The organism is Pseudomonas sp. 3A(2025) (assembly GCF_054589175.1).
In genome coordinates this window covers 19594-39853 of sequence record NZ_BAAILM010000030.1, presented here as the reverse complement: position 1 = coordinate 39853, position 20260 = coordinate 19594, and the positions used below count along the sequence as shown (strand labels likewise).

The window sequence follows — 20260 nt, the reverse complement described above, 5'->3', positions numbered from 1 at the left end:
CCGTTTCAAGGCTGACTTGAACGTGCATTTTTCTCTCGACCCACGGGCTCACGCCATGACTGTAACCCTGCAAGCCTGCGACCTGAGCTGCGAACGTGACGGGCGGTTGCTGTTCGAGCATCTCGACCTGCACCTGGCGACGGGCGACATGCTGCAGGTCAGTGGTCCCAACGGCAGCGGCAAGACCAGCCTGCTGCGCTTGCTGTGTGGCCTGATGCCTGCCGCTGACGGAGAAGTGCGCCTCAATGGCCAGCCCTTGAGCGGCCAGCGGGCACAACTGGCTCGCCATCTGTTGTGGATCGGTCATGCCGCCGGCATCAAGGACGTGCTGACCCCACTGGAAAACCTCGCCTGGCTGTGTGCCCTCAAACAGCGCGCCGACAGCGCTGCGCTGTGGCAGGCGCTGGAGCAAGTGGGCCTGCGCGGCTTTGAAGATGTGCCGTGCCATACCCTGTCAGCCGGCCAGCAGCGTCGGGTGGCGCTGGCGCGCCTGTACCTGCCGGCCCCGGCCATCTGGATTCTCGACGAGCCGTTCACTGCGCTGGACGTGCAGGGCGTGGCGCAACTGGAACAACGCCTGAGCCAACACTGCGAGCAGGGCGGCCTGCTGGTGCTGACCACCCATCACAACCTGTCCCGCACGCCTGGCGGTTACCGCAATCTTGAACTGGGACGTGCATGAATCCGGTCTTTCGTCTGTTGCTGGCCCGTGAACTGCGTCTTCTGGTTCGCCGTCCGGCGGAGCTGCTTAACCCGCTGGTGTTTTTCGCTATCGTGATTGCATTGTTTCCGCTGGCGGTCGGCCCTGAGGCACAACTGCTGCAAACCCTGTCACCGGGGCTGGTCTGGGTCGCGGCGCTGCTGGCTGTGCTGCTATCGCTGGACGGGCTGTTTCGCAGCGATTTCGACGACGGATCGCTGGAGCAGTGGGTCCTTTCGCCGCACCCGTTGGCCCTTCTGGTGCTTGCCAAGGTACTGGCACACTGGCTGTTTTCCGGGCTGGCGTTGGTGCTGCTGGCACCTTTGCTGGCGTTGATGCTCGGCTTGCCGGGGCATTGCCTGCCGGTATTGATGCTGTCGTTGTTGCTCGGTACGCCGACCCTGAGCCTGCTTGGCGCGGTGGGCGCGGCCCTGACCGTTGGCCTCAAGCGCGGCGGTCTGTTACTGGCGCTGCTGATTTTGCCGCTGTACATCCCGGTGTTGATCCTGGGCAGCGGCGCCTTGCAGGCCGCCCTGCAAGGCATGCCCGCCACCGGCTACCTGCTGTGGCTGGGCAGCCTGGCCGCGCTGGCACTGACCCTGACCCCGTTCGCGATTGCCGAAGGGCTGAAAATCAGTGTGGCCGAATAATCGAGATGCCCGACCGTGATAAAGGCAGTTAATTGATGAAAAACAGCAACAGATGGGCCTGGTTTCACCGCCTGGGCTCACCGAAAACCTTCTACGACGTCAGCGGCCGCTGGCTGCTGTGGCTTGCCGTGTTCGCGGCGCTGTCGCTGGGTATCGGCGTGGTCTGGGGGCTGGCCTTTGCGCCGCCTGACTACCAGCAGGGCAACAGTTTTCGGATCATCTATATCCATGTGCCCAGCGCCATGCTGGCCCAGTCATGCTATGTGATGCTGGCGGTGTGTGGCGTGGTCGGGCTGGTGTGGCGCATGAAGCTGGCCGACGTGGCGCTGCAATGCGCCGCACCCGTCGGCGCGTGGATGACCGCGCTGGCTTTGCTGACCGGTGCGATCTGGGGCAAGCCGACCTGGGGCTCGTGGTGGGTCTGGGATGCACGGCTGACCTCGATGCTGATTCTGCTGTTTCTGTACCTGGGGCTGATCGCGCTGGGCAATGCCATCAGCAACCGCGACAGCGCCGCCAAGGCCTGTGCTGTGCTGGCAATTGTCGGGGTGGTGAATATCCCGATCATCAAATACTCGGTCGAATGGTGGAACACCCTGCATCAGGGCTCGACCTTCACCCTCACCGAAAAACCGGCGATGCCTGCCGAAATGTGGCTGCCGCTGCTGTTCACCACGCTGGGTTTCTACGCCTTCTTTGCCTGCGTGCTGCTGCTGCGCATGCGCCTTGAAGTGCTCAAGCGCGAAGCGCGCAGCCGCTGGGTGCAGGACGAGGTGCGCAAGACCCTTGGCTTGCCGGCAGCGCACACGGAGCCTCACGCATGAGTTTCGAATCATTGAGCGATTTTCTCGCCATGGGCCGTCACGGGCTGTTCGTCTGGTCGGCCTATGGCCTGTTCGCTGTGGTGCTGGGCGTCAACGTGGCGTTGCCGTTGCTGGCGCGGCGTCGATATCTGCAGGATCAGGCGCGCCGCCTGCGTCGGGAGCGTCAATCGTGAATCCACACCGCAAGAAACGCCTGCTGCTGATCCTCGCCGTGCTGGTCGGCATCGGCGCGGCCGTCGGTCTGGCACTCAGTGCCCTGCAAGAAAACATCAACCTGTTCTACACCCCGACCCAGATCGCCAATGGCGAAGCGCCGCACGGCACGCGCATTCGGGCCGGCGGTATGGTCGAGAAGGGCTCGTTGCAGCGCTCGGGCGATTCGCTGGACGTGCGCTTTGTGGTCACTGACTTCAACCGCTCGGTGACCATCCGCTACCAAGGCATCCTCCCGGACCTGTTCCGTGAAGGGCAGGGGATCGTTGCCCTCGGCCGGCTCAATAGCGAGGGCGTGGTCGAGGCCGACGAAGTGCTGGCCAAGCATGACGAAAAGTACATGCCGCCCGAAGTTACCAAGGCGCTCAAGGACAGCGGCCGCCTGCCGGCTGAGCCTGCGCCATCACTGCCAGCAAAACAGGGCTGACCGATGATTCCCGAACTCGGCCATCTGGCCATGATTTTGGCGCTGTGCTTTGCCCTGGTGCAGGCCAGCGTGCCGATGATCGGCGCCTGGCGTAACGATGCCCTGTGGATGAGCCTGGCGCGCCCGGCGGCCTGGGGCCAGTTCAGCTTTCTGCTGATCGCCTTTGCCTGCCTGACCCAGGCGTTCATGAGCGACGATTTTTCCGTGGCTTATGTGGCGCAGAACTCCAACAGCGCCTTGCCGTGGTACTACAAATTCAGCGCGGTATGGGGCGCGCATGAGGGCTCGTTGCTGCTGTGGGCGCTGATTCTGGGCGGCTGGACATTTGCGGTTTCGGTATTGTCGCGGCAGTTGCCGATCGTGATGCTGGCCCGCGTGCTGGGCGTGATGGGCATGATCAGCCTGGGTTTTCTGTCGTTTCTGATCCTGACCTCCAACCCGTTCTTGCGCATCCTGCCGCAAATGCCGGCCAATGGTCGCGACCTCAACCCGCTGTTGCAGGACATCGGTCTGATCGTCCACCCGCCGATGCTGTACATGGGTTATGTGGGCTTTTCGGTAGCCTTCGCCTTTGCCATCGCCGCCTTGCTCGGCGGCAGGCTGGATGCCGCCTGGGCCCGCTGGTCGCGGCCATGGACCATCGTCGCCTGGGCGTTTCTGGGCGTCGGCATCACCCTGGGCTCGTGGTGGGCCTACTACGAACTGGGCTGGGGCGGCTGGTGGTTCTGGGACCCGGTGGAAAACGCCTCCTTCATGCCCTGGCTGGTCGGCACCGCGCTGATTCACTCGCTGGCGGTCACCGAAAAACGCGGCGTATTCAAAAGCTGGACCGTCTTGCTGGCGATTGCCGCGTTCTCGCTGAGCCTGCTCGGGACCTTCCTGGTGCGCTCCGGTGTGCTGACCTCGGTGCATGCCTTTGCCACCGATCCGGAGCGCGGCGTGTTTATCCTGGTCTTCCTGCTGATCGTGGTCGGCGGCTCGCTGGCACTGTTTGCCGTGCGCGCGCCGGTGGTCAAGAGCCAGGTCGGCTTTGCCCTGTGGTCGCGTGAAACCCTGCTGCTGGCCAATAACCTGCTGCTGGTGGTCGCCGCCGCGATGATCCTGCTCGGCACCCTGTATCCGCTGGTGATCGACGCTGTGAGCGGGGCGAAGATGTCGGTCGGCCCGCCGTACTTCAATAGCCTGTTCGTACCATTGATGGCGCTGCTGATGGCGGTGATGACCGTCGGTGTGCTGGTGCGCTGGAAAGACACGCCGGGCAAGTGGTTGCTGGGCATGCTCACGCCGGTGCTGATTGCCAGCGTCGCGCTGGCGCTGCTGCTTGGCCTGCTGCTGGGCGAAGGCCAATGGGCGGTTCTGGCCACCGTGCTGCTGGCGGCGTGGGTGGTGTCTGGCGCACTGCGCGACATTCACGACAAGACCCGGCACAAAGGCTTGCTCAAAGGCCTGCGCAGCCTGACCCGCAGCTATTGGGGCATGCAGGTGGCGCATATCGGGCTGGTGGTCTGCGCCCTGGGCGTGGTGCTGTCGAGCCAGCACAGCATCGAGCGCGACCTGCGCCTGGCGCCGGGCCAAGCCACCGAGCTTGGCGGCTACCGCTTCGTGTTCGAAGGCGCGCGGCATTTTCAGGGGCCGAACTTCACCTCGGATCGCGGCACCGTGCGGGTCTTTGAACACGAGCGCCAGGTCAGCGTGCTGCACCCGGAAAAACGCCTGTACAGCGTGCAGCAGTCGATGATGACCGAGGCCGGCATCGACGCAGGTTTTACCCGCGACCTGTATGTGGCACTCGGCGAGCCACTGGATAACGGCGCCTGGGCGGTACGCATTCATATCAAGCCGTTCGTGCGCTGGATCTGGCTCGGCGGCCTGCTGACCGGGCTGGGCGGCGTGCTGGCGGCCACCGACCGGCGTTATCGGCTCAAGGTCGGCAGCAAAGTACGCAAGGCCTTGAAGCCTGCTGGAGCATTGTCATGAAACGTTGGGTGCTGTTGATTCCGCTGGTGATCTTTCTCGGCCTGAGTGCGCTGTTGTTTCGCGGGCTGTTTCTTGACCCGGCGTCCTTGCCCTCGGCACTGATCGGCAAACCGTTCCCGGAGTTTTCCCTGCGTGAGGTCGCCAGCGACAAGGTGGTGACCCGCAACGACTTGCTCGGGCGGCCGGCGCTGGTCAATGTCTGGGCCACCTGGTGCGTGGCCTGCCGCGCCGAGCACCCGGTGCTTAACCGGCTGGCACAGCAGGGCGTGGTGATTCACGGCATCAACTACAAGGATATGAACCCTGAAGCACAGAAATGGCTCAAGGATTTCCATAACCCCTATCAACTGAATATCCGCGACGACGACGGTAACCTGGGCCTGAACCTCGGGGTCTACGGTGCGCCGGAAACCTTTCTGATCGACAGCAAGGGGATCATCCGCCATAAATTTGTCGGGGTGATCGACGATCAGGTCTGGCGCGAGCAACTGGCCAGCCGATATCAGGCACTGGTCGACGAGGCACGGCCATGAAGCGCTGGGTCATGGCTGCCGTGCTGAGTCTGGGGTTGATCGGGGTGGCGCATGCCGCTATCGAGGCGCACACGTTCCGTGACGAGGCCGAGCGCGCCCGCTACGCCGAACTGACCCGCGAACTGCGCTGCCCCAAGTGCCAGAACCAGGACATCGCCGACTCCAACGCGCCGATTGCTGCCGACCTGCGCAAGGAAATCTACCGCCTGCTCGAAGAAGGCCGCAGCAACCGGCAGATCGTCGATCACATGGTCGACCGCTACGGCGAGTTCGTACGCTACAAGCCGGCGCTGACCTCGCGCACCTGGCTGCTGTGGTTTGGCCCGGCGTTGTTGCTGATCGGTGGCGCCGTGCTGATTGGCGTGATCGTGCGCCGGCGCCGACAGGAGCAGCCAGACAAAGCCGCAGGTCTTTCCGACGAGGAGCGCGCGCGCCTCGCCCAACTTCTGGATAACACCCGTCAATGATCGATTTCTGGATGGCCACGGTGCTGCTGTTGCTGGTGGCTGCAAGTTTTCTGCTGATCCCGATCCTGCGCAGCCGCACGCCCGCCGCCGGCCAGGACCGCACCGCGCTCAACGTCGCGCTGTATGAAGAGCGCCTGGGCGAGTTGCAGGCCCAGCATGCCGCCGGCGTGCTCGATGCCGCGCAACTGCACGACGGCAAGGCCGAAGCGGCCCGTGAGCTGCTGACCGACACGCAAGGCGCCGAGCAGCCCGCGCCGGCACCGCGTCGTTCGCTGGGCAAGGCCGTGCCGTTGCTGGCTGCGGTGCTGGTGCCGTTGCTGGGGTTGGGTTTGTACCTGCATTACGGCGCCCGGGAGCGGGTCGAGCTGGCGCGCGAGTTCGCGACGCCGCCGACCTCGCTGGCCGATATGACCCATCGCCTGGAGCGTACCGTCGAAGTTCAGCCCGACTCGGCCGAAGGTTTCTACTTTCTCGGTCGCAGCTACATGGCCCAGCAACGCCATGGCGACGCCGCCAGACAGTTCGAGCGCGCCGCCGCATTGGCCGGTCGCCAGCCGGAGCTGCTGGGGCAGTGGGCCCAGGCGCTGTATTTCGCCGGTAACAAGGCCTTCAGCCCGCAGGTGCAGGCGCTGACCGACGAAGCGCTCAAGGCTGATCCCAACGAGGTCACCAGTCTTGGCTTGTTGGGCATTGCGGCGTTCGAAGGCGGGCGCTTTCAGCTGGCGGTGGACTACTGGACGCGGCTGCAAGGCCTGTTGCCGGCCCAGGACCCGTCGCGCGATGCGCTGCAAGGCGGCATCGAACGTGCGCGCGCGAATCTGTCCGGTGGTACGCCTGCCGCTGTGGCTGAGCAGACACTCAAGGTGCGTGTGCAACTGGCCGACGGCCTCAAGAGTCAAGTGCAGCCGGGCGACAGCGTGTTCATTTTTGCCCGCGCCGTCGACGGTCCGCCGGCACCGCTGGCGGTCAAACGGGTGACCGTGGCGCAGTTGCCCATCGAGGTCGAGCTGGGTGACAGCGACGCAATGATGCCGCAACTGAAACTGTCGAACTTTGCGCAAGTCCAACTGATGGCACGCATCTCACGCGCCGGGCAGCCGACCCGTGGAGAGTGGGTCGGCAGCAGCGAGCCATTGGCGCGCGCTGCCGCCGGCCAACAGACCTTGACCATCGACCGACCCGATCAGTAGGAACCCGCCATGTCCGTAACCCCCTGGCACCTCGCCCGCACCGGCTTGCTGGCCGCCGCGATCGGCCTGAGTGCCGCCTGTACGACGACGCAGCCGCATACACCCTCCGGGCCGCGCAGCGATGAACCGATCCAGAGCCTGCCCGGCTCCGGCACGCCACGCTCGACGCCGGGCAACAAACAGCCGATCAAGCCCGCAACCAAGGCACCGGTGGCGAAAACCTCGGCCAGCTTTGCCCCGCCACCGGGCGTCAAAAGCCATTGGGACCAGCGCCTGGGCGTGTATGTGCTGGACGACCAGACCAATACGTTCTATCGCCAGCGCACCTACTACCAGTGGGACAACGGCTGGAACTGGTCGACCCAGCCCGACGGGCCGTGGCAGGCCACCGACAGCAGCGGTGTACCGGCAGGGCTGGGGCGCGAATTCGGTAACTGACGCACACAAAAACGGCGACCCTGAGGTCGCCGTTTTCATATGTGCGATCGTACGTCCGGATTATTTACCCGGATAGATCTGGTCGAACACGCCACCATCGATAAAGTGGGTCTTCTGCACGGTGCGCCAGTCGCCGAAGGTCTTCTCGACCGAGAGGAATTCGACTTTCGGGAAGCGATCCTTGTACTTGGCCAATACCGTGGCGTCGCGTGGGCGCAGGTAGTTGTTGGCCGCGATTTCCTGGCCTTCAGCCGACCACAGGTACTTCAGATAGCCTTCGGCCAGGGCGCGGGACTGTTTCTTGTCGACGACCTTGTCGACCACGCTCACCGGCGGCTCGGCTTCGGCAGAGACGCTTGGGTAGACCACCTCGAACTTGTCGCGGCCGAACTCGCGGGCAATCATTTCCGCTTCGTTCTCGAACGTCACCAGCACATCACCAATGCCGTTGGTCATGAAGGTGGTGGTGGCGCCACGGCCGCCGGTGTCGAGCACCGGGACGTGCTTGAACAGCTCGCCGACGAATTTTTTCGCGGCGGCTTCGTCGCCGCCGTTCTTCAGGGTGTAGCCCCAGGCCGACAGGTAGGTGTAGCGACCGTTACCCGACGTCTTGGGGTTCGGCACGATGACTTCCACGCCGTCCTTGACCAGATCGTTCCAGTCTTTCAGCGCCTTGGGGTTGCCCTTGCGCACGATGAATACGGTGGCCGAAGTGAACGGCGCGCTGTTGTTCGGCAGGCGGGTCACCCAGTCGTTCGGCACCAGTGCGCCGTTGTCGGCCAGGGCATTGATGTCAGTGGCCATGTTCATGGTAATCACATCGGCCTGCAGGCCATCGATCACCGCCCGCGCTTGCTTGCTGGAGCCGCCGAACGACATCTGCACCGTGACGTCTTCCTTGTGCTCGGCTTGCCAGTGTTTCTGGAAGGCGGCGTTGTAGTCCTTGTAGAAGTCGCGCATCACGTCGTAAGAGACGTTGAGCAGGGTCGGCGCAGCCTGTGCAGCACTGCCCAGGGCCAGGCCTGCGGCCAGGAGCGAGGCGGCGAATAATTTCTTCACTGCAGATTCCTTTTGATGATCGTGTTGTTATCGAGGCTTTTTTATACTGGCCGCGATGATAGCGGGGTGTCACCACGCCATTAAAGACTAAAAAAATATTTACTTATTCCCGATCGTCGCGTTTTGCAAACAACGCATTGCCGCACCGCGAACAGAACGCTGCACCGTGCTCGTGATGCTTCTTGGCACACACCGGGCAGTCATGCTTGAGCTGCTCGCCGCGCATGGCGTTGGCCAGCTCGGCGGTAAAGATGCCAGTAGGCACGGCAATGATCGAATAACCGATGATCATCACCACCGAAGAGACCATCTGCCCCAGTGGCGTCTTGGGCACGATATCGCCAAAGCCCACCGTGGTCAGGGTAACGATCGCCCAGTAGATGCCCTTGGGAATGCTGGTAAAGCCATTGCCGGGGCCTTCGATCACGTACATCAAGGTGCCAAACACCGTGACCAGCGTCGACACGCTGACCAGAAACACGATGATCTTCTGCTTGCTGCCCTGCAGCGCCGCCACCAGGTAATGCGCCTGGCGCAAGTAAGCGCCCAGCTTGAGCACCCGGAAAATGCGCAACATGCGGATGATCCGCACGATCAACAGGTACTGCGCATCGCTGTAGTAGATCGCCAGCACGCCAGGGACGATGGCCAGCAGGTCCACCAGCCCGTAAAAGCTGAACGCATATTTCAGCGGCCGTGGCGAACAGTACAGGCGCAGGATGTACTCCACGGCGAACACCAGGGTAAAGCCCCACTCGATCCACGTCAGAAAGACCGCGTAGTCGCGATGAACGCTCGGCATGCTGTCAACGATCGTGACCAGCAGGCTGAGCAGGATGACCACCAGCAATATCTTGTCGAAGCGCCGCCCGGCCTCGGTGTCCGTCTGGAAAATGACAGTGTGCAACTGCTCGCGGCGACTTGTGGCGGTGTTCATGGAAATGCTCGACGTTAAGGTCGGCAGATGCTGGGGCAAAGCGGGTGGGGGTGCAAGGGTGGCATTGATGAGCAGATCAATTACGTCGAAAGAGGCGCGTCCAGATCAATCTCGGCAGTACCCACCAGAGACAGTATGCGTGCGACAAGGCGGGCATCTATGGCTTGCAGACGCTCTGGATGGTTGGCGATATCCTTTGCCAGGAAATCCAGAAACAGACCCTGTAAAGCATCCTCCTCCTGTCGATCGGTACAACTGAGGATTGATTCAGCATCCAGTGGATTATTCATTTCGGCTCCATTTTTAGTGTCATAAGCCGCAGCGCGACTCTCGAGCGTGCAATGCCATACGGAAGTTTCCCAAGCCTGAAGATTTTCCCGCTTTATCGCTTTGCCTGTGTATAGGGCCTTGCTGATTGACCTTGTACGAAAATTCCGAAAAAGATTTTTAAAGACTGTTCTCGAAATTTCCCACCTGAAACGGGCCTTAAAAAACCGCCGCTACCCTAATGCCGATCAGTTAAGGACAGCACGCAGCTTTAGGAGTGAGCGCTAGCTAGCGAATGCTGAGGTACAGTCACCGCAAATGTGCTGATTTTACTGGACCCTTCGCGAGCTACCGGGCGGCGATCCGACTCACTCCGGATTCGGAGCCAGACGAGATATTGGCGAAAATGCCTTAACTGATCGGCATTAGCCGCTACGCGCTCTAAAACTTTTCCAGGCTTCGGGCTTCGGCGGTATCAAGACTGTGTGCAAGCCAGCCGATAAGCAAAAGAGTGGCGCACGTTTCCCCCTCCTGATCTCCCCTTGCCTAAAGAGAGCAGCTTATGTCCCTTCGAAACATGAATGTTGCACCTCGTGCCTTTCTCGGCTTCGCGGTGATTGCGCTGCTGGTGGTCGTGCTGGGGGTGTTTGCCCAGACCCGCATGACCGTCATTCGTCAGGCCTCCATCGACATGGGCAGCAACCAGCTGCCCAGTGTCGGTTACCTGGGCAACCTCACCGAAGGCGTGCTGCGCATGCGCATTCTTTCCTTTCGGGTACTGATCAACCGCGAGCCTGAGGCACTGCGTGAAGCAGAGGCGCGAATTGCGGTCTTGACCGACAAAGCGCGCAAGGACCAGAAAAGCTATGCCAGCTTGCCGGCGGAGGGAGAGGAGCTGGCCAAGTACAACGAGTTTGCCGCGACACTTGATGCTTATCTGGTCAATCAGGCGCAAATGCTCGAGTTGTCGCGTCAGAACAAAACCGAGGAAATGCGTACGCTGATCAACACCCAGATCAAGGCCGGTACCGACCTGATGGGCACTCAGCTCAACAAACTGGTCGAGATCAACAAGGCCAATGCCGATGAGGCCGACCGCCTGGCGGGGCAGCAGTACGACATGGCCAGTACCGGCATTCTTCTGGTGTCGCTGGTGGCGGCCTTGTTGACCGTGCTGCTGGCGTGGTTGCTGACGCGCAGCATCGTCTCGCCGCTGAACCAGGCGGTGCAGGCGGCTGAGGCGATTGCCGGTGGCAACCTGGCCAAAGCCATTGTGGTCGAGGGGCGTGATGAGCCGGCGCGACTGCTGACCGCTTTGTCGGTGATGCAACGCAACCTGCGCAGCACCATCGAGCAGATTTCCGGTTCAGCCACGCAGCTGGCTTCGGCGGCAGAGCAACTGAGTGCCGTGACCCAGGAGTCCTCGCAAGGGCTGCAACGCCAGAGCCATGAGATTGAGCAAGCCGCCACGGCGGTCAATGAAATGACCAGCGCGGTCGAGCATGTGGCGCGCAATGCGGTGTCGACGTCCGAGGCGACGCAGCAGTCCAGTCAGGTGGCGAAAGAGGGTCGCAACCGGGTCATACAGACGGTGCAAGCCATTGAGACCATGAATCAGGATGTCCAGAACACCTCGGTGCTGATTGAAGGCCTCGCTACACAGGGGCGCGATATTGGCCAGGTGCTAGATGTGATCCGCTCGGTGGCCGAACAGACCAACCTGCTGGCCCTCAACGCCGCCATTGAGGCTGCACGGGCCGGGGAGGCCGGGCGCGGGTTTGCGGTAGTGGCCGATGAGGTGCGGGCGCTGGCGCATCGAACCCAGCAATCGACCACGGAAATCGCGCAGATGGTGGCCGACATTCAGGCCGGAACCGACAAGGCGGTGCAGTCCATGCAGCACAGCCACCAGCGGACCCAAAGCACACTGGAGGTTGCCAGCGCTGCCGGTGAGGCGCTGGAGCAGATTACCCAGTCGATCAATCTGATCAATGAGCGCAACCAGGTGATCGCCAGCGCTTCTGAACAGCAGGCGCAGGTGGCGCGCGAGGTGGACCGCAATCTGGTGAATATCCGCGACCTGGCCTCGCATTCAAGCTCGGGTGCGGATCAGACCAGTGCCGCCAGTCATGAGCTGTCTCGCCTGGCGGTGAACCTGAATACGCTGGTGGGGCGCTTTGTGATTTAGTGCGGGTGCGGCCGCTATTTCTCCCAGCCGCCGCCCAGCGCCAGAAACAGGTCGATCTGTCCCATCGCAACCTGGGTGTTGGCCGCCGCCAGTTGCGCACGCATGTCGGTGTAGGTCCGGGTGGCCTGCAAGTCCGCCAGAAACGACGCACGTCCCGCCTGATAGAAGCGGTGGGTCTGATCGGCCGCTTCTTTAGCTGATTGCTCGGCGTCCTTTAGCGCATCGCGGCGTTCCAGCAGGGCGGTGTATTGGGCCATGCCGGTCTGGGTTTCGCGAATCGCGTTGAGCACCACCGCATCGAAACGCGCCAGCGCGACCTGGGCCGAAGCTTCGGCCTGGTGAATGCGCGCGCGGCTGCCGTTGCTGGGCACGGTCCAGCTGATTAGCGGGCCGAAGCCCCAGCGGTTGGTAGCCGGTTTGCCGAGGTTGTCGATGATGCCGATGGTGGCTACCGAGGCGCCGATGCTGATGTCCGGGTACAGCTCGCCGGTGGCCACGCCGATCTGCGCGGTGGCCATGGCCAGGTGACGTTCGGCCTGGCGGATGTCGGGGCGGCGCTTGAGCAAGGCAGCGCCGTCGCCCACCGGGATGATCTGCGCGACCTGCGGCAGTTCATGGCAGCTGTCGGTGCCGGCCGGCAATTGTGCCAGCGGTTTGGCCAGCAGCATCGACAGGCGCAACAGCGCGGTCTGGCGCAGGGCTTCATAACGCGGCAGTTCGGCGCGCAGCGATTTGAACTGGGTCTGCGAGCGGGTGACCTGGGTTTCGTCGCCACGTCCGGCATCGCGCAGACGCTGGTTGAGGGTCACGCTCTGTTGTTGCAGGTCGAGCGATTCGTGGGCGATGGCCAGTTCTTCGTTGGCGGCGCACACCTGGGTGTAGGCGCGCACCACGTCGGCGACCACGGTAATGCGTGCAGTGTCGGCAGCGGCCTGTGTTGCATCGACGTTGGCCTGGGCTGCTTCGATGCCACGTTGCAGGGTGCCGAACAGGTCGAACTGGTACGAGGTGGTCAGGCCGATATCGCCGACGTTAGCCACCGGGACTTTCTCGGTGAGCAAAAAGGCTTCGCCCGATTCCTGCAAGCGTTGCGCCCCGGCCTTGGCGCCGCTGGTAAAGCCGCCGGCGGCCTCGGCCTCGGCGGTCTGGTAGCGCGAGCGTTGCAGGTTGGCAGCGGCGATGCGCAAATCGGTGTTGCTGGCCAGGGCCTGGCGCACCAGTTCATCCAGATGCGGGTCCTGGTACAAACGCCACCAGTGCGCAGGCACGGGCGCGGAGACCACATTGTTCGAACTGGCCAGGTCGCCTTGCAGGTCCGGCCGGTTGATCGCGGCATCGGCGGGTTGCTTATAGTCCGGGCCGACCATCTGGCAGGCCGAGAGCAGGGCGGTCAGGCTCAATGCAAGCAGGCGTGAGGCGGGTTTCATCATTGAACCCCTCCAGCCTGCCGGTCGTCGATGATCGACACCGTGGCGGTACGCCCGGCGATCATGCGGAAGTCCTTGGGCACCTCATCGAAGGCAATGCGCACCGGAATCCGCTGCGCCAGGCGCACCCAACTGAACGCCGGGTTGACGTTGGGCAACAGGTTGGCGCCGCTGCTGCGGTCGCGGTCTTCGATGGCGGCGACGATACTGACCACATGGCCGGTCAGCCGGGCGTTGTCGCCGACCACGCGAATGTCCACGCGCGAGCCGACATGAATGCCGTCCAGCTTGGTTTCTTCGAAGTAACCGTCGATGTGGTACGAGGCGGCATCGACCACCGACAGCACCGGCCGGCCTGCGCTCACGAACTCCTGAGAGCGTGGCGCGCGGTCATTCAGGTGGCCGTTCACCGGGCTTCTGATCACCGAGCGGTCGAGGTTCAACTGCGCCGCATCCACCGCCACGCGGGCTTCATTAAGTGCCGACAGCGCACGGGCTTCGCGCGACTGGCTTTCTTCCAGTTGCTCACGGGCCACCAGGTTGCCCAGGCCGTGGTTACGCTTGCTCTCGCGGCGTGCCTGCTCAAAGGTTTCCTGACGCTCGGCCACGGTTGCCTGGGCCTGACGCAGGGCCAGGCGGAAGCGGTCCTGGTCGATGGTGAACAGCACCTGGCCTTTGCTGACCTGCTGGTTATCGCTCACCTCGACCTGCTGGATCAGCCCGGAAACGTCCGGGGCGATCTGCACGATGTCGGCGCGAATGTGGCCGTCACGCGTCCAAGGCGCGAACATGTAATACATCACCATGCGCCACACCACGACAGTGGCCAGGGTCACGGCAAGCAGGGTCAGGACCACGCGGCCCAGGGTCAGGATCGGCTTTTTCATGTCATCAGGTATCGGCTAAGGGTGTCCACGCCGCCCAGCAACAGGGCGTACAGACAGGTATTGAACAAGGCCCGGTGCCAGACCAGGCGATAAAAGCGGGCGTGCAACAACAGCGCATGCACGCCTAGAAACAGCAGGTAAGTGACACCCATCACGACCAGAAAGGTCGGCAGAAAGATGCCGTTGATGTCCAGTTCGCCAATCATGCAGGGGCTCCATCCGGGCCGTGGATCGGTTGTTCGATCAGCTCGCCGTTCACATCGATGATCTCCAGCGCCGGCAGCAACGCCAGGCGCAGGCCGCTCAAGGCGTGCAGCAGGTGCAGGCGCGCCGGCTCATTGCCCATGGCCTCGCTGTTGAGGGTGCGGCGCGTGCGGTCCAGGGTCATCAGCAGGCCTTTGGGCGCCGGCAGGCGTTCTCCGGCCTTGAGGCAGGCGCGGTAATAGCCGCCAACCTCGGCCACCACCTGGCGCAATGGCACCTGGCACAGCACGGGCGTGCGCGCGGTCCAAGCCAACAGGTCGAGCATATTCAGCGCCACGCGCAATTCGCGCAGCGGTGCGCCGCTGTCTTGTGCGGTCTGCGCCAGGCGCGGCACTTGCTGCATCAGGCGGTCGATCATTTGCACACCCAGGCGGCGGTGTTCGGCCAGGGTCGCCGGCTCACTGAGTTCGACGATGTCGCGCCAGTTGAAACGGGTCATGCGCCGGGTCACCAGCTCGACGCCAAACGGACGGAAAATCAGCGTCCAGATAAACGCGAACAGCAAACCGGCGGGGCCGGCCAGGTTGGCGTTGATAAAGCTCAGGAAGTTGGCGTCGTACACGCCCTGCACGCTGACGAAGGTCGCGGTGTTGACCATCGTCAGCACTGTGGGCAGGAAGAACTTCGGCTGCGCGCTGAGCGTGGCCACACAGATAAACGGCACGGCGAACGCCAGCACCAGCATGGCGAAGTCATGCACGGTCGGCAGGATCACGAACAGGTACAGGCTGGCGAGAATCACCGAGGTCAGGGTCCAGAAGAAGAACCGGTAGATCTGCGGCGCCGGGTCGTCCATGGCGGCAAAAAAGCTGCATGACACGGCAGCCAGAATCACCGCGCTGGCGCCGTCCTGCCAGCCCATGAATATCCACAGCAGGCACGCCACTATAATCGCCAGTACCGTGGTGGCCACCGAGTAGAGCATCAGCCCACGGTCCAGAAACGGCGTGATGCGCCCCAGCCGCCAGTGCCGGTACACCGCCTGCCACGGGCGGCCGTCATCGGCATCGATCGCTTGTTGCAAGGTGCGGCAGTCAAGCCACAGGTCGACCCATTCACCCAGGCGATACAGGGCATTGGACAGCACCAGGTTTTCCAGCTTGTCCAGCTGCGCAGCGTCTGGTTGCAGGCGCTCCAGTTCGTCATGCAGCGATTGCCACAGCGCCTGTTGCGGTCCGTGCGCGGTGTCTTGCAGCCACTGGCGAGCCTGAGTCAGCAACGGCGCGACGCTGGCCATGTGTTCCGGGCTGCGCCGCGCCAGCGCCCAGAGCGCATCGTTGAGCGCGTCGATCACCGGCAGCAAGTGAATCATCCGCCCGCGCAATTCGCGGGCATTGCGCACGGTCTGGCGATGCGCACCTTCGTGGCTCAACTGACCGATCATCGCTTCCAGGCTGTTGAAACCTGCGGCCATCGCGGTGCGCAGGCTGGCGATTTCGGCGCCCTCCACCTCACGGCTCAGAAAGCGTTCGCTGTACAGCGTGGCGTCCTCGAACCATTTCGCCGTGGTGGCTTTGAACACCGGCGCCAGGCGCCGTGGCCAGAACATCGCGCCGACCACCGCCGCGCAGGTAATGCCGAGAAAGATTTCTTCGGTGCGCGACACGGCAATCTCGAACACCGCCTGCGGGTTGTCGACGGCCGGCAAGGCAATCATCGGCATGGTGTAGCCGGCCAGCATCAGCGCGTAGCTATTGGCGGTGCGCAGGTGCAGCGACAGAAACAGCAAGGTGCCGGTCCACAGTGCGACCACCACCGCCAGCAAAAAGGGCGTTTGCACGAAGATCGGCACCAGCAGCACCGCCGCACAGGCGCCGGCCAGTGTGCCGAGCGCCCGGTACACCGCCTTGGAGCTGGTCGGGCCGACAAACGGGCTGGCGACAATGTACACCGTGGCCATCGCCCAGTAGGGGCGGGGCAATTCCATCACCAGGGCGATGTACAACGCCAGCATGGAGGCGGCAAAGGTGCGCACCCCGTGAACCCAGTCGCGGCCTGGCGGAAAGCCTGCAAAGAAGCCGCTCACAGGTTGCCTGCCTCAGGCATGGCCGCATCGCTGAAGGCCTGTAATACCTTGAGGGCGGCGTGCAGGTCCTCGGCGCTGATGCCTTTCAATACCTCGCCGCGCAGGCGCGTCAGCTCGACTTCGATCGAGGCGGCCAGCGTGCGGCCCTTGTCGGTCAGGCTCAGGGCCTTGGCGCGGCGGTCGTTGGGGTCTTCGGTGCGGCAGACGATACCGGCCTTGCACAACTGGTCGAGCAGGCGCACCAGGGTCGGGCTTTCCATGCCGGCGGCATGCGCCACTTTCACCTGATGCACACCGTCGCCCAGCCTCGCAATGGCCAGCAGGGGGCCGGCACAGGCTTCGCTGATGCCATAGCTGGACAATGTGGTGTGGCACAGACGCCGCCAGTGACGCGAGGCGGCGACCATTCCGCTGCTGACAGCCCGGTGCAGGGTTTGGTTAGGCATGGAGTGACCGTTAAATCGTTAGGAAGAATATTGTTAGCGAGAATATTAGTAGCTTGCTAACTATTACTATCCAGTAACAAAGTGTTTCGGTCAAATGAAAATTGCCCAGAGGTCGGGGTAATCGACCTCTGGTCGAGATAACCCGGCAGGAAAACCCGTGAATCTGAAGGGTCAAAATTTTGACCTATAGTTATTCTTCAGCCGGCCCTCATGGAAGGCACTGAGCAAATAATCAAAAGGAGAAACAAGAGACACGTGCCTGGGCCTGGTCCAGCATCCCTTTGTCGGTGTGCCAGCCGCACCCGGGAGTCTCGTCATGATCAACTTATCTACCTGGAACCTCTCTACCCCCTTGGGCAGCCAGGCCGTCACCATTGATACCCCGCAACTGGTGGGTGGCTACAAGGACAAGCACTTCAATTGCTCTGAAGAGGCCATGACCTTCTGGGCGCCGGTCACCGGCTCGACCACCGAAAATGCCAAGTACCCGCGCACCGAGCTGCGTGAAACCACTGCTGATGGCGGGTTGTGCAACTGGCTGTGCGATTCGGCCCACCACTTCTTGCGTGCCACGCTGGCGGTTCATCAGGTTCCGGGCAGTGGCAAGATCGTCATCGGTCAGATTCATTGCAAGGGCAGCAATGAGCCGCTGCTCAAGGTCGAATACCAATACAGAAAAGCCCAGAAAAACGGTGACATCGTTGCCAAGCTCAGGCGCAGCCCGGAAGCGGAGGTCGAGGTCATTACGATTGCCCAGGGCATGCCGCTCGACCAGCGTTTCAAGTACAGCATTCACCTGAGCCCTGCCGGTGCCTTGAGCATCAATACCTGTGACCAGCACTGGGAAGTCAGACTCGACCCGCAGTGGCAAGGCAAACAGCTGTATTTCAAGGCTGGGGTCTACACCCAGGACAACACCGGTACCGACGCCGATGGCGGCAAGGCCAGCTTCTATGAACTGAGCATTGCGCACGAGAAGAAGAGCTGATTCAACGCTTGCAAAAAACACGTCTTCAACATTCATGAAATGGCTTGTCAAGCCGATGTACAGGATTAACCGCACAGGCTGAAATGCCCGTTGCAGAGCCATCCTGAACCTTGCGAGCCTTTCATGATCGACCTCGCCACCTGGAACCTGTCCATTCCTGTCGGTACGCCTGCGACCACAATCGACACGCCCAGGCTGGTGCGCGGCTATCAGGATAATTACTTCCGCTCCGGCGACACCCTGTTTTTCTGGGCGCCGGTGACCGGTGCCACGACCAGCAACGCCAAATACCCGCGCACCGAATTGCGTGAAACCACCGCCGATGGCCGCGCCTACAACTGGACTTATCCACACGCCGACCACCTGCTGCGTGCCGCGCTGACGGTGAATCAGGTGCCGTCGAACGGCAAGCTGGTCATCGGCCAGATTCACAGTTATCAGAGCACCGAGCCGCTGCTCAAGGTCGAATACCAGTACAAGGAGCGCCTCCAGAGCGGCGCGATTGTCGCCAAGCTGCGGCGCAGCCCCAGCGCCGGGATCGAAGTCATCACCGTGGCCGAAGGCGTACCGCTCAACCAGCGGTTCAACTACACCATTACGCTGACAGCGACCGGCGACTTGACCGTGAACGCTTATGAACATGCCTGGAACGTGCGTCTGGATCAGGCCTGGAGCAGCAAACTGTTGTACTTCAAGGCCGGCGTGTACGTGCAGGACAACACCGGTTATGCCAGCGAAGGTGGCGCGGCGACGTTCTATCAGTTGAGCATTCGCCACGACAAGAAAGCCTGATTCAGGCCTCGGCAAAGAATGCCTGGGCCGCTTCGACGAAGCGCTGGTTGGCCAGCGACAGGTATTCATGCGGGCGCCAGCACAGGCCGAAGCTGAGGATCAGCGGTGGATCGAACGGCACGCCGACAATGCCCGGCTCCTGCTTGTGCACCGATTGCAGCAAGGTGCAGATGCCCATCGCATCGCGGGTCAGGCGCGTGACCAACGGCACGAAGTTGCTCTCCAGCGCGATGCGGTAGCTGACCCGGCGTGCCGCGCAAAAGGCGTCGAGCAGGTGGCGCTGCAAGAAGGTCTGGTCGAACACCAGCATATCGACTCCCTGCAACTGCTCGGCGCGCAACGCCGCTTGATTTGCCAGCGGGTGCGCCGGGTGCATGCACAACAGCATTTCATCGCTGCCCAGCGCTACGCTGTCCCATTGCGGCTCGATACGTCGTTGCTCCAGCAGCGCTACATCGATCTGCCGGTCACGCAGACGCTGGCTGATGTCGTCGGCGCTGCCTTCGACCACATGCATGGCGATGCCCGGATAGCGCGCGCGAAACTGCGCCAGCAGCTCGGGAATATGCCGAAGGCCGTACATCGGTGGAATGCCGACGCGGATTTCGCCACTGTCCAGGCGGGTCAGGTCCTTGAGCGCCTGGCGCGCATCGTCCAGCGCCTGCAGGCTGGCCTGTGCCCTGTCGAGAAACAATTGACCCTCGGCGGTGACCGTGACCTGGCGGGCAGCACGGTTGAACAACTGCACGCCAAGCTCTTCTTCAAGTCGCGCCACGGCCATGCTCAAGGCCGGCTGGGCGACGTGCAGGCTCTGCGCGGCCTTGGTAAAACTGCCCAGCCGGGCCACGGCCACGCAATAGGTCAGTGCCTTGAGGTTCATGATTGCGCTCTACAACAAAAATTGATGAAAGCTATCACGAATGGATATTTTTTGTTATGAATCGGATGCGTCAGGATGCTCGCCTGCATGACCACAACGAGGCCCTGACATGAGCGCACCGCGCATCTTTCTGATTCACGCCACACCGCTGTCCATCGCGCCGATCAACGCAGCCTTTGACCGGCTATGGCCCGAGGCGGAGCGGGTCAACCTGCTCGAAGACTCGCTGCCCCGCGACCTCAAGGCCGCCGGCCACCTGACGCCTGAACTGACCCGGCGTTTTCTGGCCTTGACCCATTACGCCGTCAGCGCCGGTGCCGATGCGATTCTGTTTACCTGCTCGGCGTTTGGCGATGCCATCGACACCTGCAAGTGGGCGGTGAGCATTCCGGTGCTCAAGCCCAATGAGGCGATGATCGAAGAAGCGCTGGCGCAGGGCTCGCGCATTGCCTTGCTGGCGACCTTCGAGTTGGCGCTAGGGTCGATGCGGGCGGAGTTTTTGCAGGCAGCCAGTGGCAAAAATATTGAACTGCAACTGCACGCCATCGACGGCGCCATGCAGATTTTTGCAGAAGGGAATGAAGCTGAGCACAACCGGCGCATCGTTGAAAAGGCCGGAGCAGTGAGCGGGGTGGAAATGATCTGCCTGGCGCAGTTTTCCATGAGCGGTGCGGCGGATC

23 protein-coding genes and 1 pseudogene are annotated in these 20260 nt (G+C 62.5%); 15 read left to right on the top strand and 9 right to left on the bottom strand.

Features of this window, described 5'->3' with window-relative positions; all coding sequences use genetic code 11:
* Positions 1-55 precede the first annotated feature (55 nt).
* The 10 genes from ccmA to ACYP2A_RS10975 are packed head-to-tail and all read left to right on the top strand — an operon-like array spanning position 56 to position 7419.
* Positions 56-682 carry a cytochrome c biogenesis heme-transporting ATPase CcmA gene (gene ccmA, locus ACYP2A_RS11020; protein WP_459745025.1) on the top strand — a complete coding sequence of 209 codons (627 nt, stop codon included), beginning with the start codon at positions 56-58 and terminating at the stop codon, positions 680-682.
* Positions 679-1350 carry a heme exporter protein CcmB gene (gene ccmB / locus ACYP2A_RS11015; RefSeq protein ID WP_459745024.1) on the top strand — a complete coding sequence of 224 codons (672 nt, stop codon included), beginning with the start codon at positions 679-681 and terminating at the stop codon, positions 1348-1350. Before ccmA ends, ccmB begins: the two co-directional genes overlap by 4 nt.
* A gap of 35 nt (positions 1351-1385) precedes the next feature.
* Positions 1386-2174 (top strand): heme ABC transporter permease, encoded by a 789-nt coding sequence (locus ACYP2A_RS11010; protein WP_459745023.1) that lies wholly within the window; start codon positions 1386-1388, stop codon positions 2172-2174.
* Positions 2171-2347 carry a heme exporter protein CcmD gene (ccmD, locus tag ACYP2A_RS11005; RefSeq protein WP_459745022.1) on the top strand — a complete coding sequence of 59 codons (177 nt, stop codon included), beginning with the start codon at positions 2171-2173 and terminating at the stop codon, positions 2345-2347. The genes ACYP2A_RS11010 and ccmD overlap by 4 nt, the downstream gene beginning before the upstream one ends.
* The gene (gene ccmE, locus ACYP2A_RS11000; protein ID WP_459745021.1) at positions 2344-2814 is read left to right on the top strand and encodes a cytochrome c maturation protein CcmE; all 471 of its coding nucleotides are present in this window, start codon (positions 2344-2346) and stop codon (positions 2812-2814) included. Before ccmD ends, ccmE begins: the two co-directional genes overlap by 4 nt.
* Positions 2815-2817: 3 nt before the next feature.
* Positions 2818-4791, top strand: a complete 1974-nt coding sequence (locus ACYP2A_RS10995; protein ID WP_459745020.1) for a heme lyase CcmF/NrfE family subunit — start codon at positions 2818-2820, stop codon at positions 4789-4791.
* A complete protein-coding gene (locus ACYP2A_RS10990) occupies positions 4788-5324 on the top strand; it encodes a DsbE family thiol:disulfide interchange protein (RefSeq protein WP_459745019.1) in 537 nt (178 codons plus the stop codon). Before ACYP2A_RS10995 ends, ACYP2A_RS10990 begins: the two co-directional genes overlap by 4 nt.
* The gene (locus ACYP2A_RS10985) at positions 5321-5791 is read left to right on the top strand and encodes a cytochrome c-type biogenesis protein (RefSeq protein WP_459745018.1); all 471 of its coding nucleotides are present in this window, start codon (positions 5321-5323) and stop codon (positions 5789-5791) included. Before ACYP2A_RS10990 ends, ACYP2A_RS10985 begins: the two co-directional genes overlap by 4 nt.
* On the top strand, positions 5788-6981 hold the full coding sequence (ccmI, locus tag ACYP2A_RS10980) for a c-type cytochrome biogenesis protein CcmI (protein WP_459745017.1): 1194 nt from the start codon (positions 5788-5790) through the stop codon (positions 6979-6981). The genes ACYP2A_RS10985 and ccmI overlap by 4 nt, the downstream gene beginning before the upstream one ends.
* A 9-nt stretch (positions 6982-6990) precedes the next feature.
* Positions 6991-7419 carry a hypothetical protein gene (locus ACYP2A_RS10975; RefSeq protein WP_459745016.1) on the top strand — a complete coding sequence of 143 codons (429 nt, stop codon included), beginning with the start codon at positions 6991-6993 and terminating at the stop codon, positions 7417-7419.
* A 60-nt stretch (positions 7420-7479) separates the two neighbouring features.
* Here ACYP2A_RS10975 and ACYP2A_RS10970 read toward each other — a convergent pair whose 3' ends face one another.
* From ACYP2A_RS10970 to ACYP2A_RS10960, 3 genes are all read right to left on the bottom strand, one after another.
* Entirely contained in the window at positions 7480-8478 is a 999-nt protein-coding gene (locus tag ACYP2A_RS10970) for a sulfate ABC transporter substrate-binding protein (RefSeq protein WP_459745015.1), read from the bottom strand.
* Between the two features lie 103 nt (positions 8479-8581).
* Positions 8582-9415, bottom strand: a complete 834-nt coding sequence (locus tag ACYP2A_RS10965; RefSeq protein ID WP_459745014.1) for an ion transporter — start codon at positions 9413-9415, stop codon at positions 8582-8584.
* An 80-nt stretch (positions 9416-9495) separates the two neighbouring features.
* Entirely contained in the window at positions 9496-9705 is a 210-nt protein-coding gene (locus tag ACYP2A_RS10960) for a type II toxin-antitoxin system PrlF family antitoxin (protein ID WP_459745013.1), read from the bottom strand.
* Between the two features lie 539 nt (positions 9706-10244).
* Between ACYP2A_RS10960 and ACYP2A_RS10955 the strand changes: the two are divergent.
* A pseudogene (locus ACYP2A_RS10955) lies at positions 10245-11012 on the top strand (MCP four helix bundle domain-containing protein); the annotation flags it as partial.
* Positions 11007-11870, top strand: a complete 864-nt coding sequence (locus ACYP2A_RS10950) for a methyl-accepting chemotaxis protein (protein WP_459745066.1) — start codon at positions 11007-11009, stop codon at positions 11868-11870. The pseudogene ACYP2A_RS10955 and the gene ACYP2A_RS10950, both read left to right, overlap by 6 nt.
* A 14-nt stretch (positions 11871-11884) precedes the next feature.
* Here the strand turns inward: ACYP2A_RS10950 and ACYP2A_RS10945 are convergent, their stop codons facing one another.
* The 5 genes from ACYP2A_RS10945 to ACYP2A_RS10925 are packed head-to-tail and all read right to left on the bottom strand — an operon-like array spanning position 11885 to position 16920.
* Positions 11885-13297 carry an efflux transporter outer membrane subunit gene (locus ACYP2A_RS10945; RefSeq protein ID WP_459745065.1) on the bottom strand — a complete coding sequence of 471 codons (1413 nt, stop codon included), beginning with the start codon at positions 13295-13297 and terminating at the stop codon, positions 11885-11887.
* Positions 13297-14184: an efflux RND transporter periplasmic adaptor subunit gene (locus ACYP2A_RS10940; protein WP_459745012.1), complete on the bottom strand. Its 888-nt coding sequence runs from the start codon at positions 14182-14184 to the stop codon at positions 13297-13299. Before ACYP2A_RS10940 ends, ACYP2A_RS10945 begins: the two co-directional genes overlap by 1 nt.
* Positions 14181-14390, bottom strand: a complete 210-nt coding sequence (locus ACYP2A_RS10935; protein ID WP_459745011.1) for a DUF1656 domain-containing protein — start codon at positions 14388-14390, stop codon at positions 14181-14183. Before ACYP2A_RS10935 ends, ACYP2A_RS10940 begins: the two co-directional genes overlap by 4 nt.
* Positions 14387-16474, bottom strand: coding sequence for an FUSC family protein (locus ACYP2A_RS10930; protein WP_459745010.1), 2088 nt, complete (start codon positions 16472-16474; stop codon positions 14387-14389). The genes ACYP2A_RS10935 and ACYP2A_RS10930 overlap by 4 nt, the downstream gene beginning before the upstream one ends.
* Positions 16471-16920, bottom strand: coding sequence for a MarR family winged helix-turn-helix transcriptional regulator (locus ACYP2A_RS10925; RefSeq protein WP_459745009.1), 450 nt, complete (start codon positions 16918-16920; stop codon positions 16471-16473). The genes ACYP2A_RS10930 and ACYP2A_RS10925 overlap by 4 nt, the downstream gene beginning before the upstream one ends.
* A gap of 316 nt (positions 16921-17236) precedes the next feature.
* Between ACYP2A_RS10925 and ACYP2A_RS10920 the strand changes: the two genes are divergently transcribed.
* Positions 17237-17908, top strand: a complete 672-nt coding sequence (locus ACYP2A_RS10920) for a polysaccharide lyase family 7 protein (protein WP_459745008.1) — start codon at positions 17237-17239, stop codon at positions 17906-17908.
* A gap of 123 nt (positions 17909-18031) precedes the next feature.
* Positions 18032-18700, top strand: a complete 669-nt coding sequence (locus tag ACYP2A_RS10915) for a polysaccharide lyase family 7 protein (RefSeq protein ID WP_459745007.1) — start codon at positions 18032-18034, stop codon at positions 18698-18700.
* A 1-nt stretch (position 18701) separates the two neighbouring features.
* On the opposite strand, the gene ACYP2A_RS10910 is transcribed toward ACYP2A_RS10915, so the two are convergent.
* Entirely contained in the window at positions 18702-19580 is an 879-nt protein-coding gene (locus ACYP2A_RS10910; protein WP_459745006.1) for a LysR family transcriptional regulator, read from the bottom strand.
* 109 nt (positions 19581-19689) lie between these two features.
* On the opposite strand from ACYP2A_RS10910, the gene ACYP2A_RS10905 reads away from it, so the two are divergent.
* A partial coding sequence (locus tag ACYP2A_RS10905) for an aspartate/glutamate racemase family protein (RefSeq protein WP_459745005.1) occupies positions 19690-20260 on the top strand: 571 nt, incomplete at its 3' end.

Coding starts and splice junctions, on each gene's coding strand:
- ACYP2A_RS10995 (WP_459745020.1), top strand. CDS start 2,818: ATGATTCCCGAACTCGGCCATCTGGCCATGATTTTGGCGCTGTGCTTT.
- ACYP2A_RS10910 (WP_459745006.1), bottom strand. CDS start 19,580: ATGAACCTCAAGGCACTGACCTATTGCGTGGCCGTGGCCCGGCTGGGC.
- ACYP2A_RS10960 (WP_459745013.1), bottom strand. CDS start 9,705: ATGAATAATCCACTGGATGCTGAATCAATCCTCAGTTGTACCGATCGA.
- ACYP2A_RS10925 (WP_459745009.1), bottom strand. CDS start 16,920: ATGCCTAACCAAACCCTGCACCGGGCTGTCAGCAGCGGAATGGTCGCC.
- ccmA (WP_459745025.1), top strand. CDS start 56: ATGACTGTAACCCTGCAAGCCTGCGACCTGAGCTGCGAACGTGACGGG.
- ccmD (WP_459745022.1), top strand. CDS start 2,171: ATGAGTTTCGAATCATTGAGCGATTTTCTCGCCATGGGCCGTCACGGG.
- ccmI (WP_459745017.1), top strand. CDS start 5,788: ATGATCGATTTCTGGATGGCCACGGTGCTGCTGTTGCTGGTGGCTGCA.
- ACYP2A_RS10985 (WP_459745018.1), top strand. CDS start 5,321: ATGAAGCGCTGGGTCATGGCTGCCGTGCTGAGTCTGGGGTTGATCGGG.
- ACYP2A_RS10990 (WP_459745019.1), top strand. CDS start 4,788: ATGAAACGTTGGGTGCTGTTGATTCCGCTGGTGATCTTTCTCGGCCTG.
- ACYP2A_RS10975 (WP_459745016.1), top strand. CDS start 6,991: ATGTCCGTAACCCCCTGGCACCTCGCCCGCACCGGCTTGCTGGCCGCC.
- ACYP2A_RS10950 (WP_459745066.1), top strand. CDS start 11,007: ATGCAACGCAACCTGCGCAGCACCATCGAGCAGATTTCCGGTTCAGCC.
- ACYP2A_RS10940 (WP_459745012.1), bottom strand. CDS start 14,184: ATGAAAAAGCCGATCCTGACCCTGGGCCGCGTGGTCCTGACCCTGCTT.
- ACYP2A_RS10965 (WP_459745014.1), bottom strand. CDS start 9,415: ATGAACACCGCCACAAGTCGCCGCGAGCAGTTGCACACTGTCATTTTC.
- ACYP2A_RS10915 (WP_459745007.1), top strand. CDS start 18,032: ATGATCGACCTCGCCACCTGGAACCTGTCCATTCCTGTCGGTACGCCT.
- ACYP2A_RS11010 (WP_459745023.1), top strand. CDS start 1,386: ATGAAAAACAGCAACAGATGGGCCTGGTTTCACCGCCTGGGCTCACCG.
- ACYP2A_RS10945 (WP_459745065.1), bottom strand. CDS start 13,297: ATGAAACCCGCCTCACGCCTGCTTGCATTGAGCCTGACCGCCCTGCTC.
- ccmB (WP_459745024.1), top strand. CDS start 679: ATGAATCCGGTCTTTCGTCTGTTGCTGGCCCGTGAACTGCGTCTTCTG.
- ACYP2A_RS10920 (WP_459745008.1), top strand. CDS start 17,237: ATGATCAACTTATCTACCTGGAACCTCTCTACCCCCTTGGGCAGCCAG.
- ACYP2A_RS10935 (WP_459745011.1), bottom strand. CDS start 14,390: ATGATTGGCGAACTGGACATCAACGGCATCTTTCTGCCGACCTTTCTG.